We start from the raw sequence: 14,721 nt of genomic DNA, 5'->3' as shown, positions 1-14,721 counted from the left end.
GGTCGGCGCGTGCGCGGGTGCGGGCGCCCTACGGCCGGCGGACCCAGCCGGTGTAGCGCCGTCGGCCCCGATCTCCGGTGGGGCCGCCTGGTGCGCCGTCGCGGGTCGCCTCGGGTTCGAGCGAGCCGGCGGCGGCGCGGACCAGCCAGGCGTTGACCGACAGGCCCTCGTACGCGGCGGTTTCCTCGACCCGGGATTTGAGGTCGGCGGGCAGGCGGAAGTTGATCCGCGCCATGCCGCCGTCCTCGCCGCGGGCCGGGGCCGTCGGTGCCGCGGCTGCTCCGCTCGGCTTGCGCTCGGGTGCCCGGGCATCCGCGTACGCCTCCCGCGCCGACGGCGCCGTCACCACGAACTCGGGGTCGAGACCGCGCAGTCGTATGTCCACCGAGCCCGGCGCCAGTTCGCGGGTGACCTCGGCCATCGCGGCGGACAGCGCGCCGAGCAGAACGAGTCGGGTGGCCGAGTCCAGCGGGGCGGTGAGGCGCTCGGCAAGGCCTCGGGCTTCGGCGCCACCCACGTTCGCAGCGACCGCGAGTTCGTTGCGGAGACTGTCGACGTATGGCGTGAGGTCCATAACGCCATCATGGCACGAAGATGGCGCCATGACGAGTCATTGTGACATCATTTCTCGATGATTAGGGGGTCATTTGTGGCGCAAGACTTTGCGGTGACAGCCTGTGAAAACCGGATCCGTGGTGTAAACACCCAGGTCGGGAGGCTATTTCTTGCCGACGTGCGGCATTGGCCCGTGGCCCTCGGTGGTGCCACGATACCGAAGCGGACCGGCAGTATGCACCGTGCCGCCGTCGAAGACCAGAGCCGTGGCCGATGCCTCCGGCGGCACACTCACGACGGCGGGCGCACGACGGCGAACGGGCGACGGCGCACGATGGCGAAACCGGCGACGACGAGCGCGCATCGCGGTGGAGGCGGCACCGGTGCGTCACGGGACCACCGCGTGTGCCGAGTCGTCCGGCCCGCCTGGGCCGCAACCACCATCGCGGCCAACCGACTTCCGCATCCGGTCGCCTCGTTCCGCCCGGCGGTGCCGCCGCGATGGGGCCGACCGGGGGATTCGCGGGGTCGTAAAGTGATCATGCAGGGGTGGCGAGGCACGGTTGGCGAGGGGGCCTGAAGACGTGGCGATACGGGATCAACTGCGGGGCATCGGCGGGGCGGTGGGCTCCGCGGCGGCGTCGGGACGCGCGGCGGTGGGGAATCGGATCGGGGCCGGTCGGGCCCGGGTCGCGTCGGGGGACTGGGTGCGCGGGACGCTGGACGCGCTGCCCGCGCCGGCCGCACCCGCCACCGTGGCCTGGGAATTCTCACTGGGCGCGCTGGTGTGTCGGCACCCGAAGGTCCCGGCGATCACCGCGCGACCGCTGCGGCTGCTCGACGGGCTGGGCGCGGTGCGGTTCGGCCCGGAGAGCGTCGGCTTCGACGGGGAGGACATCCCGTGGGAGAAGGTGATCCGGCTGACCGTGCACGACGCGTTCGCGTCGATGACCACGGCCGCGCTCGACACCGAGGTCGACCGCGTCCGTGAGGTGTTGCCGCCGCTGCCCGGCCGCAAGTGGGCGGTCACCAAGGTGGTGGAGGGTCTGCTCACGGTCGTGCTCGCGTCACTGGAACAGGCCGACGACCGACGACTGGACAGCGCGGCGGTGGCCTGCGAGATCACCTACCGCGGCCTGCTCGGCCGCGAGAAGACGCTGCGCGCGAGCCTGTTCGCCACCGCGCTGCTGGCCCGACAGACCGCGGTCGCGGACAGCCTGGTGGCCACCGCCCGAGCGCACGGCGTCGAGGTGGTCGCGGCCGTCCCCGAGGGCGGCGCCGACGACGCGGCGGCGGCCGAGCGTACCCGCGTCCTGCGCGCCCGCACCGACGCGGTCTCCGCGCGGCTGCGCGCCCAGCGTGAGCAGGCCGCGGATGTCGTCCCGCCCACCGAGCCGGCGGCCATCGGCAGCGCGCCGGGCACCACGTCCGCTCCGTCGGCTCCGCCGTCCGGCCCGAGCAACCCGGCCCACCCCAGCGACGCGACGGACCCGACCGACCCGTTCTCCTGCTGACCGCCCGGGCCGCTCGGCGGCGTGCCCCTCGGCCGGATCTGCGTCGTGGCGTGCCGGCTCGGTCCGACGCGCCTCGCGGCGCGCCCCTCGACCCGATCCGTTTCGCGGCCCGCGTTCCCGGCCCGACCCGGTGTGCCGCCGTGGGGGCGCGTTACGCGTGGGCCTCGATGCCGTAGGGGCGCAGGCCGCGACTGCGGTAGTTGAGCAGGGCGTTGGGGTGGTCCTCGGAGGATGTGTGCAGCCATACCCGGCGGACCGGTTCGGTCGGCGCACAGGTGGAGGTGCGCCACGCCTGACGGAGCAGCAGGGTCAGCGCACAGCCGCCCAGGCCCTTGCCGACGAACTCGGGGAGCAGGCCGAACGTGACCACCTCCACGTTCCCGTCGGGCTGCGGCTCCAGGTTGCCGATGCCCGCCCGCTCGCCCGCGTGCGTGATCAGCCAGGTTTGCCGCAGCGGGTGCGCGGCCCGAAGTTCCGCCCAGTCACGCTCGGTTCGGGACGCGCTGCGCCAGCCGTAGGGGGCGCCGACCCGAGCCTGGAGCGCGTACACCTCGGGCGTGATCGGGTCGAAGCGGTGCAACGCGAGGTTCGGGACGGAACGGGAGGGCCGAAGCTCGTCGGCCGAGGTCATCTCCAGGTACATCACGGTCTTCCCCATCGACGCAGGCTATCGCCGCCCCGATACGTCCGTCGCGTCGTGCTCCGGGGTCGACAGGGCATCCGGTTGGGCCGGACGGACGCCGCGGTCGACCGTGCCGCGCACTCGGGCCCGCGGCACGATCCGTTCGACTTCTTGTGGGTGTCATGTCGTGGCCATACCGGCGCAACACGGGACGGCGAGACTGTGGGCATGCGAAAGTTCAGCACACCGGAGATGCCTGTGACCCCACCGAACGACCTGCTCGACCCGAAGCACCACCAGGGACGCGAGCGCGGCATCGCGCTCGTCGCGCACGACCGATACAAGCCGGAGATGCTTGCCTGGGCCCGGATCCACCGCGAGATCCTGGCCGCCCACCGCCTGTACGCGACCGGGACCACCGGCGGCATCATCGCCGACGAACTCGACCTGCGGGTCACCCGGTTCCGTAGCGGCCCGCTCGGCGGCGACCAGCAGATCGGATCACGGATCGCCGAGGGCGACGTGGACCTGCTGGTGTTCTTCTGGGACCCGCTGAGCCCCCAGCCGCACGAACCCGACGTGCGCGCGCTGCTGCGGCTCGCGGTCCTGGCGAACATCCCGGTGGCCTGCAACCGGGCGACCGCCGACTTCGTGATCACCTCGCCGCTGTCGGCGACGGCCGACGATCCGGACCGCCCCGGCTCGCCGGTCTTCGAGCCGCTGGCGGCGTAGCGCGCCCGGGCGTACAGCGCGTGCACGCCGACGGGGCGTGCAGCGGGCGGGTACGGCCGCCGCCGCGCTCAGGGGCGGGTCAGACCCCTGCTGTCGGCGTAGCGCACCGCGTCCGCCCGATTGCGCGCGTTGATCTTGGCGAAGGCGTTGTTGATGTGCGTCTTGACGGTCGCCTCGCCGATCGACAGGGCGGCGGCGATGCCGGCGTTGGTCAGCCCGTCGACGATCAGCCTCAGTACCTCCACCTCGCGATCGGTGAGCCGATCGGGATGCGCGGCGCGCGGCACGGGCCGCGTCGATTCCGCCGACTCCGTCGATTCGGCCGAGGCGGCTTTGGGCGTGGCGATAGTCGGATGCGGGATACGCGGTCGCAGTGTCGCGGCCGGCTTCGGGTGCGCTGTCGGCTCGGGCCCGTCCGTCACGTCGGTCAACCTTTCGAGCACTGTGGCCTACGCGGTGATTCGGGCCGTGTTTCGGCGAGTTCTGGGTATTGGGGCCGTTCCGTACCCCGCCTCGCGCCGTACAACCTACCGGGGCCGACGTCGCCTTCCCGACCGCCGCACCGCGGGCGCCCGGGATCCTCCGTCGGCGTTTTCGTCGACCGAGGACCCCGGGCGGATGTGGCCGGCTCAGCCGCCGGCCGGCGGCGTCGGCGCGGGGTCCGACCAGTGGGTGAGGACCTTGGTGTACGGGTTGGCGGCGAGCCACGAGATCGCGTCCCGGGCGCTGCGCTCGTAGCTCTCGGCCAAGGCCCGGGCCTCGACCAGGGCGCCGGTGGTCTCGACCAGGCTACGCATCCGGGCGAGCGCGGTCTCCGGGTTGGTCTCGTGCAGGAGCGCGTGTCGGATCGCGGCGCGCTGCTCGGTGCCGCCGCGTTCGTGGGCGAGCAGTACCGGCAGGGTCGGCCGATGGTTGCACACGTCACTGTCGGCGGGCTTGCCCATCGTGGCGGCCGACGCGTCGTCGTACGGGAGCAGGTCGTCGCGGATCTGGAAGGCCAGGCCCACGTGCCGTCCGAACGCTCCGAGTGCCTCCACCGCCGCGTCGTTGCCGCCGCCCAGGATCGCCCCGACCCGGCAGGACGCGGACAACAGCGCGCCGGTCTTGCGAGTGGCCATCGCGAGGTAGTCCTCGACCGGGCAGTCCAGATCCCCGGCGAAGCCCAGTTCGTCGAACACCCCCTGGCACATCGCGTATCCGCCCTCGGCCTGGGCGGCCATCGCCCGCGCGATCCGCTCGCCGGGCACCCCGTGGCGCGCACACTCCGCGAGCGCGCCGAACCACGCGAAGTACAGGCTGCTGCCCGCGATGATGGCGCGCTCGGGGCCGTAGGCGATGTGTACCGCCGGTCTGCCGCGCCGCTCCTCGTCGGCGTCGATGATGTCGTCGTGGAGCAGGCTCCCGGTGTGCACGCACTCCATCCCGACGGCGGCCGGCAGCGCGTGCTCGACCTCGCCGCCGACCGCGAGCGCCGCGTACATCACCAACGCGGGTCGCAGCAGCTTGCCGGTCGGCAGGAGCGCGTAACGGTGCACCGCGTCCATGCCCTGGGCGTCCTGCGGCCAGCGGCGGGCGAACTCGGCGGCAAGGACGGTCGGTACGTCCACGATCGGCCGATCGCACAACTCGTACGGGGTGGGCGCGACCGTCGCGCGCGCCCGCTTGGTCGATCGACGTTTGTGCGCCGTCGAGGAAACCTGCGGTGTCTCGGTCACGGCTTGCGAACCCCCTGTGTCGCCCCCTGAGCGCGGCCCCCGCCGCGCCGGAGCGCATGGGGGCGACGCATGATGCGGACGCTCGCCGGCGCCCGGATCAACCCAACAGACCGCGGGGGTTCGGCGACAGCCGGGTACGGAAGCATCGCTCCGGCGTACGCTCACCCGAACGGGAATCCGCGCCTCCACACCCCACCATCGCGTGGTTTCGCGCCGGGGCACCCGGATCGTGGACCCTGCCGGCGGACGGGTCGATGTCCCCGGGCGGGCCGCGATCGTCAGTGGTAGCCGCTCAGCCCGTCCGCCAACTCCGCGCGGTCGCCGTCCCGGAGCGCGGCCAACGCCTGCTGCAGCGCGAACGTGCCGCGGATCGCGGCGACGCGCTCGCGGCCGGCGGCCTCGGGTATGCCCATCAGATCGAGTACCTCGTCGAGCAGGTCGTCACCGTGGGTCGCGGCGATCGCCGCCAGATCCTCCGCCGGATCGCCGAGCGAGACGTCGTCCCAGTCCAGCACGCCACTCAACCGGGGCACGCCGTCGACGGTGGTCCACAACACGTTCGCACCGCCCAGATCGCCGTGCACCACGGCCGTCGCGACGGGCGACAGGGCCAGTACGGCCGCCAGTTCGAGATCGGCGCGGCGGCGGCCGGCCGCCGACATGAGCGGGTACAGCTCCGCACGCACGTCGTGGGCGAACCCGGTCCACGCGCCCCCGGCGCCCGGGGCCACGCGGCGCAGCCCGGCACGCACGTCGGGGTCGGCCGCGGCGCCGGCCAGGGCGGTCAGCAACTCGGCGTACCGCGCCGCCGCTTCCGCCGGGACGGGCGCGTCCGGATCCAACGGCTCGCCCGGGAGCCGGTCCAGCAGGAGATATCCGGGATCGTGTCCCGCTCCGAGCGGTTCGGGGGTGCGCACGCCGAGCGACAACCCGGCGAGCAGCCGCAGTTGCGCGGCTCGACGCGGCAGTCGGCGTTCGGCCGCGTCGGTGCGCGCAAAGCACACCACCCGCGTCGCTCCGAGCACGACATCGTGGAACTGACCCCGACGTACCGTCAGCGCGGCGGGATCGTCGGTGGGCAGGAGTCGGGCGAGCAACCCGGCGTGCCGGGTGAGCACGTCCTCGTCGGCGTCCGGTGGACCGGACCGCGTGCGTTCAGTGGTCACTTCGCGATCATGCCGGCAGCTGCCGAACGACGCGCACGGGCCACCCGCAGGCTGCCTCGGCCCGACACGGCGGCGGTGCCGGCCGGCGCTCACGACCGCGTGACCGCGCGGAGACGCCGCCGACTCCCGGCGCGGCGCTCAGACCGCCACAGCGCGTTCCGCGCGCAGCGCCGCCGCGATCTCGACGCAGCGTCGGGTCTGGATGCGGACCAGGTCCAGGGACATGAGGGTCGGGTCGCCGGTGCCGCCCTCGAGGTCCGGCGCAGGGGGGAGTATGGCCACCGAACGCTCCGGCTCGCGCGCGCAGCGGCCGGGCGCGGGTCGGTGGACGATGCCGAAGCTGCGCATCAGCCCGCCATGCAGCGTGCCGGGGGCCGGCGTGGTCACGAACACGCCGAACACCTGCTCCTCGGTGCGACGTACCCACGCGCCCCGCATCTCGCGCGCGGCCGACGCGGTGGCGGGCGCGGTCCCGGAGTCCGAGAGTCGGCGCAACAACGCGACCACGTCGCGGTCCCGCGCCGGAGCGCCGAGCACGACGACGTCGGCCCAGCTCAGATCGCGCGCGGTCGCGGGTGGATCCGCTCTCGGGTCCGCCGGTTTCAGGTCCGGCTCGGCCTCCGGCAGCCGGCGCAACCGGACGTCGGCGCCGGTGTTCCAGGCGACCGCCGCCACCGCGTCGGCCAGCGCCCGAACACACTCGACGGTGTCGTGGTAGACCACTGTGACCTTGATCGTCATGTTGCCGTCTCCTTTGCCGATCCTGCGGCGCGCGGCCGCCCTCCCCGAATCCGGGACATCCTCACGCTAGGCGCGGACCGCCTTCCCGGAGATGGCCGTACGCGCCACGAAGAGGACTCCGCGCGCCGGCCGGCGGTCGATGGTGGTCGAACGAGTCGGTAGTGGCAGTCGATACCAGGCCGCACCGACATCGGCGCCCGGATCGCGGTGCGGCCACCGCCCCGCGCGGGGCGCACTCCGCCCCCACGCGCCGCACCCCGCGGGAACGCGGCACAACCGCCCGGACGACCCCGAATCGGCCGTTTCCCGTGTGACCGGTCGCCGGCCCCGAGTCCGGCCTCGATTAATGCGCACCCCCGCGTCCTCGAAGTGAACTTCCGGGGAACGGAAGGTACTTACCGTCGGACAACCGCGCCGCCCGGACACCGACACATCCGCCCGCCACCGCCGGACGTGACCTCGGCGCCCGAGGCGAGCGCGCGTGAATCGGGTACCGAAGCCCCGGTGGGCTACCGTCACTGTGCCCCGCTCACCGGAACCGCCCACCCGAGCCGCCCACCCGAGCCGCCCACCCGAGCCGCCCACCCGAGCCGCCCACCCGAGCCGCCCGCCCGAACCGCCTCGCCCCAAGCCCCCGCCCCCGTCGCCACCCCGCCCGACCCGTACCCAGGAGACCCGACCGATGGCGCTGGACCCGCTGGACAGCCGGATCATCACCGCGCTCATCGACGACGCGCGTTCGACCTACGCCGAGATCGGCGCCCGGGTCGGTCTGTCCGCGTCCGCCGTCAAACGTCGGGTGGACCGGCTGCTGGCCGCCGGTGTGATCACCGGGTTCTCCGCGTCCGTGGAGCCGGCCGCGCTGGGGTGGAGCACCGAGGCGTTCGTCGAGTTGTACTGCGTCGGGCGCACCTCGCCGAGCGCGATCGGACGGGCGCTGGCGAAGTTCCCCGAGGTGGTCTCGGCGAGCACCGTCACCGGCGACGCGGACGCGGTGATCCACCTGCTCGCCGAGGACGTACAGCACTTCGAACGCATCCTGGAGCGCATCAACGCGGAGCCGTTCGTGGTCCGCACCAAAAGCTCTGTCGTGCTTTCCCGGCTGGTCAGGCGCAATGGAACGAGTTGGCAGGGAGTGGAGACGCAATAGATCGGCGTCGACGCGCAAGATCGACCTCTTGGCCCGATCGCACACCCGTACGTAGGGTTTGAGGTGCCGGTGCGGACCAACCCGGCGCCCCACGGTTTTCGCCGGAACACCGACCCGCGCGGGATACGCCACCGCGGGAAACCCACCCTGCGCGGGAAACGCCGCCCGAACGCGCCGAGAGATTGTCGAGCCCCGCCATGCGCATGCACCGGTACGATCCCGCCCTCGCCGACCTGGTCTTCGACTACATGCGCGAGCGGCTCGCACTGGATCCGGTCCCGCTGGACAACCCCGGGCGCAAGGACAAGCTCGACCGCGCGCTCGACGGCCTGATCGGCGCGCAGGGCAACGACCCGGGCGACGTGCTGGCGATCTACGCCGACCAGCTCGCGCCGGCGGTCATCTCCTGCGACAGCCCGCGCTTCCTCTCCTTCATTCCGGCCGCGCCGACCAAGGCCGCGCTGCTGTTCGACATGGTCGTCTCGTGCGCGTCCCTCCAGGGCATCTCGTGGCTGGAGGCGGCGGGTGCGGTGGCCGCCGAGAACCAGGTGCTGCGGTTGATCGCGGACCTGGCCGGGCTGCCCGCGAGCGCCGGCGGTTGCTTCGTCAGCGGCGGCTCGGCCGGCAACCTGTCCGCGCTCGTGGTCGCCCGGGACATGGGCCGGCTGCGTACCGGCGCCACCGCCCGGGACCGCCTGCGGATCGCGGTCAGCGACCAGGCGCACTCCTCGATCGGCAATACGCTGCGCATCATCGGCATGGACGCGCTCGTGGTGAAGACCACCGACCACCGCCTGACCGGCGAGGCGCTGCGCGCCGCGCTGGACGCCGACCCGGACGTGGCGGACGTGGTGGGCGTGGTCGCCACCGCCGGCACCACCAACGCGGGGATCATCGACGACCTGGCCGGTATCGGCGCGGTCGCCCGCGAGCGCGACCTGTGGTTCCACGTGGACGGCGCCTACGGCGGCGCCGGCCTGCTCGCGCCCAGCGTGCGCGCCCGCTACGACGGGATCGAGCTGGCCGACTCGTTCGTGGTCGACCCGCACAAGTGGCTGTTCGCGCCGTTCGACTGCGCCGCGCTGGTGTACCGCGACCCGGCCCTGGCCCGCGGTGTGCACACCCAGGACGCGTCCTACCTGGACGTCCTGCACACCGACGCGCCCGAGGAGTGGAACCCGACCGACTACGCGTACCACCTCACCCGCCGTGCCCGCGGCCTGCCGCTGTGGTTCTCGCTCGCCGTGCACGGGACCGACGCCTACACCGAGGCGATCGAGACCGCGCTCACGCTGGCCCGGGACACCGCCGAGCTGATCCGGGCCACCCCGCACCTGGAACTGATCCGCGACCCCGAGCTGTCCGCGGTGCTCTTCCGGCGGGTCGGCTGGAGTGCGGCCGACTACCTGGAGTGGTCGCACCGGCTGCTGGCCGGCCAGGTGGGTTTCGTCACACCGACCGGTTGGGAGGGTGAGACGGTGGCCCGCTTCGCCTTCCTGCATCCGGGTACGACGATGGCGATGGTCGAGGAGATCATGGCCACGATGGTGTAACGCCCTACGGCCTGCCGCTCGCGCGTTCGGGTCGCCGTGGCCCAAACTGGAACCCGATGGACGGCTTCCGGGGGCCGGGCGCCTCACGGGACCCGGGGCTGGAGAGGACAGGCGTGGCGCTGGACGAGTACGCGGACCCGCCGATGATGGTGCCGGAGGTCGACGCCGTGACCGGCGCTGTCGCGCGCCTGGTCGGGGTCGAGGGCGACGACGTGCGCGAGGCCGGCGCGTACGCGGTCTTGCAGGGTCTGCTCGACGGCACGCCCGCCGCGGTCGCGGTGATGAGCCCGAGCCTTCGCTATCTGTACGTCAATCCGGCGCTGGCCCGGATGAACGGCGTCTCGGCCGAGGAGCACCTGGGCCGGAGCATCGGCGAGGTGCTTCCGGAGGTGGACGCCAAGGACGACATCCTGCGGGCGGTGCTCAGCGACGGCGTGGCCCGCGAGGCCACCTCCACCGGGATCACGCACGCGGGCCCGCCCGGGCGCCGCTGGTGGCACGGCGCCTACCACCGCCTGGAGCACGAGGGCGTGGTGGTCGGCCTGGCCGGCGTGATACTCGAGGTCTCCGAGTCCCGCCGCACCCAGATGGAACTGGACGCGGCCCGCCGCCGGCTGGCGTTCCTGGACGCCGCCGCGACCCGGGTCGGCACCACCCTGGACCTGGTGGAAACCTGCGAGGAACTGGCCGAACTGTTCGTCGCCGAACTGGGCGACGTGGCCGCGGTGGACGTGTTCGCGGTCGAGGGTGCCAACGGCACACCGCACGCGCCGGAGGACATGGTTCGGATGTGGCGGGCCGCGCTGTCGCACCGGCCGGGGATGGCCGAACAGGCCGCGATCCTGCGCCGGCCCGGCGAGAACGTGGACTACCAACAGGGCTCGATGGTGCCGCGCGCACTGAGCGAGCGCAGCCCCGTGGTGGTCAATCGGGCGAGCGACGAGGAACTGGCCCGCGAGGTCTCCAGCCCGGACCGGCTCGCGGTGTTCCGCTCGGTCGGCCTGCACTCGGTGGTCGCGCTGCCCCTGGTCGCCCGGGGCAGCGCGATCGGCATGGTCACCCTGGCCCGGCACGGCGCCGTACCGGCCTTCTCCACCGAGGACGTGGTGCTGGCCCGGGACCTGGCCCGGCGCGGGGCGATCAGCGTGGACAACGCGCGCCGCTACGCGCACGAGCACGACATCGCGCTGGCCCTCCAGCACGCGCTGCTGGCCGCGCCGGACGCACCGCACCCGGACATCGAACTGGCCTCGCGCTATCGCCCGGCGGGCAGCAGCGTGGAGGTGGGCGGCGACTGGTACGACGCGGTCGCGCTCAGCGGCGGACGCACCCTGCTCGCGGTCGGCGACGTGATGGGCCACGGCGTGCAGGCCGCCGTGGAGATGAGCCAGTTCCGGGCCCTGCTGCGGGTGCAGGCACGCTCCGACCTGGAGCCGCACGAGATCCTGGCGGCGGTGGACCGCACCAGCACCAAGGCGGGCATCGAGCGGGTGGCCAGTTGCCTGCTGGTCCTGGTGGACCCGGACGCGGGCACGGTCACCTTCGCCAGCGCCGGCCACCTGCCGCCGCTCCTGGTCGGGCCCGGCGACGCGGCCGAACTCGTGGACGTCCCGGTCGGACCACCGCTGGGCACCGGGTTCGGCGGTTACACCTCGGTGCGCCGGCGCAGCCAGCCGGAGCGGGTCCTGGTGATGTACACCGACGGCCTGGTCGAGCGGCGGGGCGAGGACATCGGCGAATCGCTCCAGCGGCTGACCCACGTGGGACTGAACGCCGAGACACCGCTGGTGCGCCTGGTGGACACGCTGATCGCGCGGATGATCACCGACAAGCCGGAGGACGACATCGCGGTCCTGGCCGCCCGCCAACACCCGCCCGGCGAAGCGGCGGGAACGGTCGCGGGCCGGTGACCCGGGCGCTCGATTCGGCGCGGCACGAGGGGCGCCAGGGTCGGGTGACGGAGGCTCAGCGGATCTCGACGATGGTCACCGTGGCGCAGCGGTCCTCGATCACGAAGGTTGCGATGCCCTCGACGCAGAACGCGTAGCTGCGGGTGTCCGGCGCCTTGTGCGCGGCTCGCCGACTCGCCACGGATCGGCGCGCAATCGGTTCACCGTGTCGGAGTAGGCGCTCTGCACGTGGGGCCCGCGCCGCGCAGCCAACTCTACGGCTGGGACAGGGATTCGACGCGGTACGTCATCGGCTCACCGTTCCCGGATCGGGGGGCGCGAGCGGGCGTCGCCAGACGGCGCGGGACGTGAAACCTGCCGGTCGGGCGCGTCGGCGGGCGCTCGGTGCGGTTTCGTCAGTCGGTGTGCGGGGTCGGCCGGCTCAGGGTGTGGCGGGTGCCGACGACTCGGGGACGCGGGTGTGGGGGCGGTGCCGGTGCCGGCGGCGCCGAGACCAGAGTGCCGGCGATGGTGTCCTCGAGGCGGCGGCGGATCGGGCGCCAGCGGGCGTCGTGGCGTGCGGCGCGGGCGGTGGCGCGACGCAGCTTGTGCGGCTTGTCGTGGTAGCGCCGCCTGGCCCACGGCGACCCCGGCCGGGCCAGCCGGATCGCCGCGACAACGTTGACGAACGGGACGAAGATGCCGATCACCCCGGTGCCGACCTTGCCCTTGGCGAACGTGATCGCCGCCATCGCCACGTCGAGCAGCAGCACGATCACCCACGCCACCCGATCGTCGACGGTGTCCCCCTCGGGGGTCGCTTCGAAGGGCACGAACCCACTCGCCGCCAGGCCGGCCGCGGCGGTGGCCAGCACGGTGGCCTCGATCGAGATCCGGCCCTGCTCGGTCCAGTACACGTCGGCCAGATGTACGACCATCCCGAACTCGTCCAGCACCAGCCCCGCGCCGATCCCGAGCAACACCCCCGCGACCGACCGGGCGACCAGGTACTCGCCGGCGCCGACCGCGAGGAAGCCGCCGAGCAGGGCGAGCACGATGCCGGGCACCACGTGGTGGATGTGCACACCGCCGCCGCCGATGTTGTGGAACGGCCCCCGGCCGGCCCGGATCAGCCGGGTGATCGTCCGCGTCACCAGGAAGGTGATCAGCAGCGACGCGAACGCCAGGGTCATCGGCAACCGGCCGTCGTGGATCATCGTGTCGTGCCACCAGTCGGCCGAGTCCAGGTGCTCCGGCGCCATCGGTACCCCTTTCCGCGTTCGTGCTCGTGTTCCCGGTCGGGGGCGGCGCACGAACGCCGAACAGGTGAACCGGGCCGTGTCCTGGGATGCCGCGGTGACCAAGCGGTCGTGGTCTCGTTGGGCGGGACATGATGAAGCGCATCGCAGCCGCCGCCCTGGCCGGCACCGCACTCGCGGCCTTCGCCGCGTCCGCCGCCCACGCGCAGGAGCCGACGCCGAACACCGGCAAGGTTGCCGGTGTCCCGTCCGCGGTCTATCCGGACGGGCTCAACAGCCTGCACCACGTCAGGCAGGTCGCGGACACCCTGCCGCTGTAGGGCTCCGCACCACAGACGGGCGTGGTGTCCCGGTCCGGCCCCGAACGGGGACACCACGTCTTGGGCACCGCACCCGCGCGGACCCCGAGCCCGGGTCACTCGTCGTCGAGGGCTCGGCGCAGCTCCTGGGTCTCGCGGTTGGCGGCGGCGAGGTCGTCCGTCATCCGGCGGGTGCCCTCGGCCACCCCCGCGTCCCAGATCCGTTGCACGAGGGCGCTTGCCCGATCCTGCGGCAGGTCGGTCTCGCGCATCAGCAGCTCGGTCAGCTCGATGATCGGGTGTTTGGGGTGCATAGCCCCAGCAGACCCGCCGACGGGCCCGGCCGCACCCGGGGCACGGCCGGTCGGGGGAGCGACCGAGCCGGCCGTGCGTGGGACGCCGGCTGGGTCCTGTCCGGCGGATCCTGGTGGGTCCGCGCCGCCTGGCACCGCGCCTCGCCGCACCGGAGAAACAGCCGAATGGAACCCCTTGCGGCTGCTTCTCCGGCACGCCGATGCACGGCATCCGCCCTTCGGGCTCCTCGCTGCGCTCACGACGCGGCCCGATTCACCAAGATCCGCCGGACAGGGCCTATGCCTTCAGGTGCTCCCACGCTCGCGGGTGGGTGGTCAGGTAGCCGGCCAGGTTCTGCGCCGGCCGGCCGGTCAGGTTCGGGACCGCGGTGGACACCTCGCTCATCTCGCCGGTCGCGATCGCCTCGTACGAGGTCACCCAGCCGGCCATCTCCCACGCCGGCGCGTTGTAGTGCGCGCGCGAGGCGTACGCCTGATCCCGGGTCTCCGCGACGTAGCGGATCGGTCGCCCGGCGAAGCGGGTCAGCTCGGCCGCCGCCTCGGCGAGCGTGAGCGCGTCGGGGCCGGTCAGGTCGTAGCGGAGGCCGTCGTGCGCGTCGCCGCCGAGCAGGACGGCCGCCGCCGAGTCGGCGACGTCGTCGTGGGCCACCGCCGAGACCCGCCCGTCCCCGCCCGGACCGCGGATGACCCCGTCCGCGCCGACCATGGCCGGCAGCCCGGCCAGGTAGAGACTGTCGCGCAGGAACGTGTACCGCACCCCGGTGGCCCGGATGTGCTGCTCGGTGTGCCAGTGGTCGCGCGCGAATGTGAAGGTCGCGTCCGGCGCCGCGCCCAGGAAGGACACGTACACGATCCGCCCGACACCGGCCGCCACCGCCGCGTCCACGGCGGTGATGTGCTCGCGGACCCGATCGGCGCTCTCTCGCGCGGACACCAGGAAAAGCGTGTCCGCCCCCGCCAGGGCCCGTCGCATCGCCGCGTCGTCGCCGTAGGACGCCGGCGGCGCCTTCACCGCGCCCTCGAACTCCGGCAACCGGGACGGGTCCCGCCCCAGCAGGCGCTGCGTTACGCCGGCCTCGGCGAGCCGCCGGGCGACCCGGCCGCCGACCTGCCCGCTCGCTCCGGTGACCGCGATGACTGGACCCATGACGACGTCCTCTCCCGACGGGGACGGCCCGACAGCACCCGGCCGCTCGGCCACCGACCCTACTG

The 14,721-nt window shown here is 73.3% G+C and carries 16 protein-coding genes; 6 read left to right on the top strand and 10 right to left on the bottom strand.

Annotation, left to right across the window (positions count from 1 at the left end; genetic code table 11):
- Positions 1–28: 28 nt before the first annotated feature.
- Complete coding sequence (locus ACIRL2_RS09595; protein ID WP_395858912.1) at positions 29–574, bottom strand: hypothetical protein; 546 nt, start codon at positions 572–574, stop codon at positions 29–31.
- Positions 575–1,139: 565 nt separating this feature from the next.
- Here ACIRL2_RS09595 and ACIRL2_RS09590 point away from each other — a divergent pair.
- Positions 1,140–2,069, top strand: a complete 930-nt coding sequence (locus ACIRL2_RS09590; RefSeq protein ID WP_395858911.1) for a hypothetical protein — start codon at positions 1,140–1,142, stop codon at positions 2,067–2,069.
- Between the two features lie 151 nt (positions 2,070–2,220).
- Here the strand turns inward: ACIRL2_RS09590 and ACIRL2_RS09585 are convergent, their stop codons facing one another.
- A complete protein-coding gene (locus ACIRL2_RS09585) occupies positions 2,221–2,727 on the bottom strand; it encodes a GNAT family N-acetyltransferase (protein ID WP_395858909.1) in 507 nt (168 codons plus the stop codon).
- A gap of 192 nt (positions 2,728–2,919) precedes the next feature.
- On the opposite strand from ACIRL2_RS09585, the gene ACIRL2_RS09580 reads away from it, so the two are divergent.
- Positions 2,920–3,423 carry a methylglyoxal synthase gene (locus ACIRL2_RS09580; RefSeq protein WP_395858908.1) on the top strand — a complete coding sequence of 168 codons (504 nt, stop codon included), beginning with the start codon at positions 2,920–2,922 and terminating at the stop codon, positions 3,421–3,423.
- A 68-nt stretch (positions 3,424–3,491) separates the two neighbouring features.
- Here ACIRL2_RS09580 and ACIRL2_RS09575 read toward each other — a convergent pair whose 3' ends face one another.
- The 4 genes from ACIRL2_RS09575 to ACIRL2_RS09560 form a co-directional block, all read right to left on the bottom strand.
- Positions 3,492–3,845, bottom strand: coding sequence for a helix-turn-helix transcriptional regulator (locus ACIRL2_RS09575; RefSeq protein ID WP_395858907.1), 354 nt, complete (start codon positions 3,843–3,845; stop codon positions 3,492–3,494).
- Positions 3,846–4,052: 207 nt separating this feature from the next.
- Positions 4,053–5,138 (bottom strand): polyprenyl synthetase family protein, encoded by a 1,086-nt coding sequence (locus ACIRL2_RS09570; RefSeq protein WP_402231289.1) that lies wholly within the window; start codon positions 5,136–5,138, stop codon positions 4,053–4,055.
- A 278-nt stretch (positions 5,139–5,416) separates the two neighbouring features.
- Positions 5,417–6,256 carry a phosphotransferase family protein gene (locus ACIRL2_RS09565; protein WP_402231556.1) on the bottom strand — a complete coding sequence of 280 codons (840 nt, stop codon included), beginning with the start codon at positions 6,254–6,256 and terminating at the stop codon, positions 5,417–5,419.
- Between the two features lie 186 nt (positions 6,257–6,442).
- Positions 6,443–7,045, bottom strand: coding sequence for a hypothetical protein (locus ACIRL2_RS09560; protein WP_402231287.1), 603 nt, complete (start codon positions 7,043–7,045; stop codon positions 6,443–6,445).
- Between the two features lie 682 nt (positions 7,046–7,727).
- On the opposite strand from ACIRL2_RS09560, the gene ACIRL2_RS09555 reads away from it, so the two are divergent.
- From ACIRL2_RS09555 to ACIRL2_RS09545, 3 genes are all read left to right on the top strand, one after another.
- Positions 7,728–8,195, top strand: a complete 468-nt coding sequence (locus ACIRL2_RS09555; protein WP_331770984.1) for an Lrp/AsnC family transcriptional regulator — start codon at positions 7,728–7,730, stop codon at positions 8,193–8,195.
- A gap of 197 nt (positions 8,196–8,392) precedes the next feature.
- Positions 8,393–9,748, top strand: a complete 1,356-nt coding sequence (locus ACIRL2_RS09550; protein WP_395858904.1) for a pyridoxal phosphate-dependent decarboxylase family protein — start codon at positions 8,393–8,395, stop codon at positions 9,746–9,748.
- A gap of 113 nt (positions 9,749–9,861) precedes the next feature.
- Complete coding sequence (locus ACIRL2_RS09545; RefSeq protein ID WP_402231284.1) at positions 9,862–11,658, top strand: SpoIIE family protein phosphatase; 1,797 nt, start codon at positions 9,862–9,864, stop codon at positions 11,656–11,658.
- A 55-nt stretch (positions 11,659–11,713) separates the two neighbouring features.
- Here the strand turns inward: ACIRL2_RS09545 and ACIRL2_RS09540 are convergent, their stop codons facing one another.
- Both ACIRL2_RS09540 and ACIRL2_RS09535 read right to left on the bottom strand, forming a co-directional pair.
- On the bottom strand, positions 11,714–11,839 hold the full coding sequence (locus ACIRL2_RS09540) for a hypothetical protein (protein WP_402231282.1): 126 nt from the start codon (positions 11,837–11,839) through the stop codon (positions 11,714–11,716).
- Between the two features lie 214 nt (positions 11,840–12,053).
- On the bottom strand, positions 12,054–12,899 hold the full coding sequence (locus ACIRL2_RS09535) for a hypothetical protein (protein ID WP_395858901.1): 846 nt from the start codon (positions 12,897–12,899) through the stop codon (positions 12,054–12,056).
- 128 nt (positions 12,900–13,027) lie between these two features.
- On the opposite strand from ACIRL2_RS09535, the gene ACIRL2_RS09530 reads away from it, so the two are divergent.
- On the top strand, positions 13,028–13,216 hold the full coding sequence (locus tag ACIRL2_RS09530) for a hypothetical protein (protein WP_402231281.1): 189 nt from the start codon (positions 13,028–13,030) through the stop codon (positions 13,214–13,216).
- A 95-nt stretch (positions 13,217–13,311) separates the two neighbouring features.
- Here the strand turns inward: ACIRL2_RS09530 and ACIRL2_RS09525 are convergent, their stop codons facing one another.
- Positions 13,312–13,509 (bottom strand): hypothetical protein, encoded by a 198-nt coding sequence (locus tag ACIRL2_RS09525; protein WP_395858899.1) that lies wholly within the window; start codon positions 13,507–13,509, stop codon positions 13,312–13,314.
- 277 nt (positions 13,510–13,786) lie between these two features.
- The gene (locus tag ACIRL2_RS09520; protein ID WP_402231280.1) at positions 13,787–14,656 is read right to left on the bottom strand and encodes an NAD(P)H-binding protein; all 870 of its coding nucleotides are present in this window, start codon (positions 14,654–14,656) and stop codon (positions 13,787–13,789) included.
- Between the last annotated feature and the right edge of the window lie 65 nt (positions 14,657–14,721).

Origin of the sequence: Embleya sp. NPDC127516, assembly GCF_044765325.1 — a bacterium.
Lineage (GTDB): Bacteria > Actinomycetota > Actinomycetes > Streptomycetales > Streptomycetaceae > Embleya.
The sequence above is the reverse complement of the archived record's forward strand: the minus strand, read 5'-3'. Positions and strand labels throughout refer to the sequence as shown.

Coding starts and splice junctions, on each gene's coding strand:
- ACIRL2_RS09595 (WP_395858912.1), bottom strand. CDS start 574: ATGGACCTCACGCCATACGTCGACAGTCTCCGCAACGAACTCGCGGTC.
- ACIRL2_RS09585 (WP_395858909.1), bottom strand. CDS start 2,727: ATGGGGAAGACCGTGATGTACCTGGAGATGACCTCGGCCGACGAGCTT.
- ACIRL2_RS09580 (WP_395858908.1), top strand. CDS start 2,920: ATGCGAAAGTTCAGCACACCGGAGATGCCTGTGACCCCACCGAACGAC.
- ACIRL2_RS09560 (WP_402231287.1), bottom strand. CDS start 7,045: ATGACGATCAAGGTCACAGTGGTCTACCACGACACCGTCGAGTGTGTT.
- ACIRL2_RS09555 (WP_331770984.1), top strand. CDS start 7,728: ATGGCGCTGGACCCGCTGGACAGCCGGATCATCACCGCGCTCATCGAC.
- ACIRL2_RS09550 (WP_395858904.1), top strand. CDS start 8,393: ATGCGCATGCACCGGTACGATCCCGCCCTCGCCGACCTGGTCTTCGAC.
- ACIRL2_RS09535 (WP_395858901.1), bottom strand. CDS start 12,899: ATGGCGCCGGAGCACCTGGACTCGGCCGACTGGTGGCACGACACGATG.
- ACIRL2_RS09530 (WP_402231281.1), top strand. CDS start 13,028: ATGATGAAGCGCATCGCAGCCGCCGCCCTGGCCGGCACCGCACTCGCG.
- ACIRL2_RS09525 (WP_395858899.1), bottom strand. CDS start 13,509: ATGCACCCCAAACACCCGATCATCGAGCTGACCGAGCTGCTGATGCGC.
- ACIRL2_RS09520 (WP_402231280.1), bottom strand. CDS start 14,656: ATGGGTCCAGTCATCGCGGTCACCGGAGCGAGCGGGCAGGTCGGCGGC.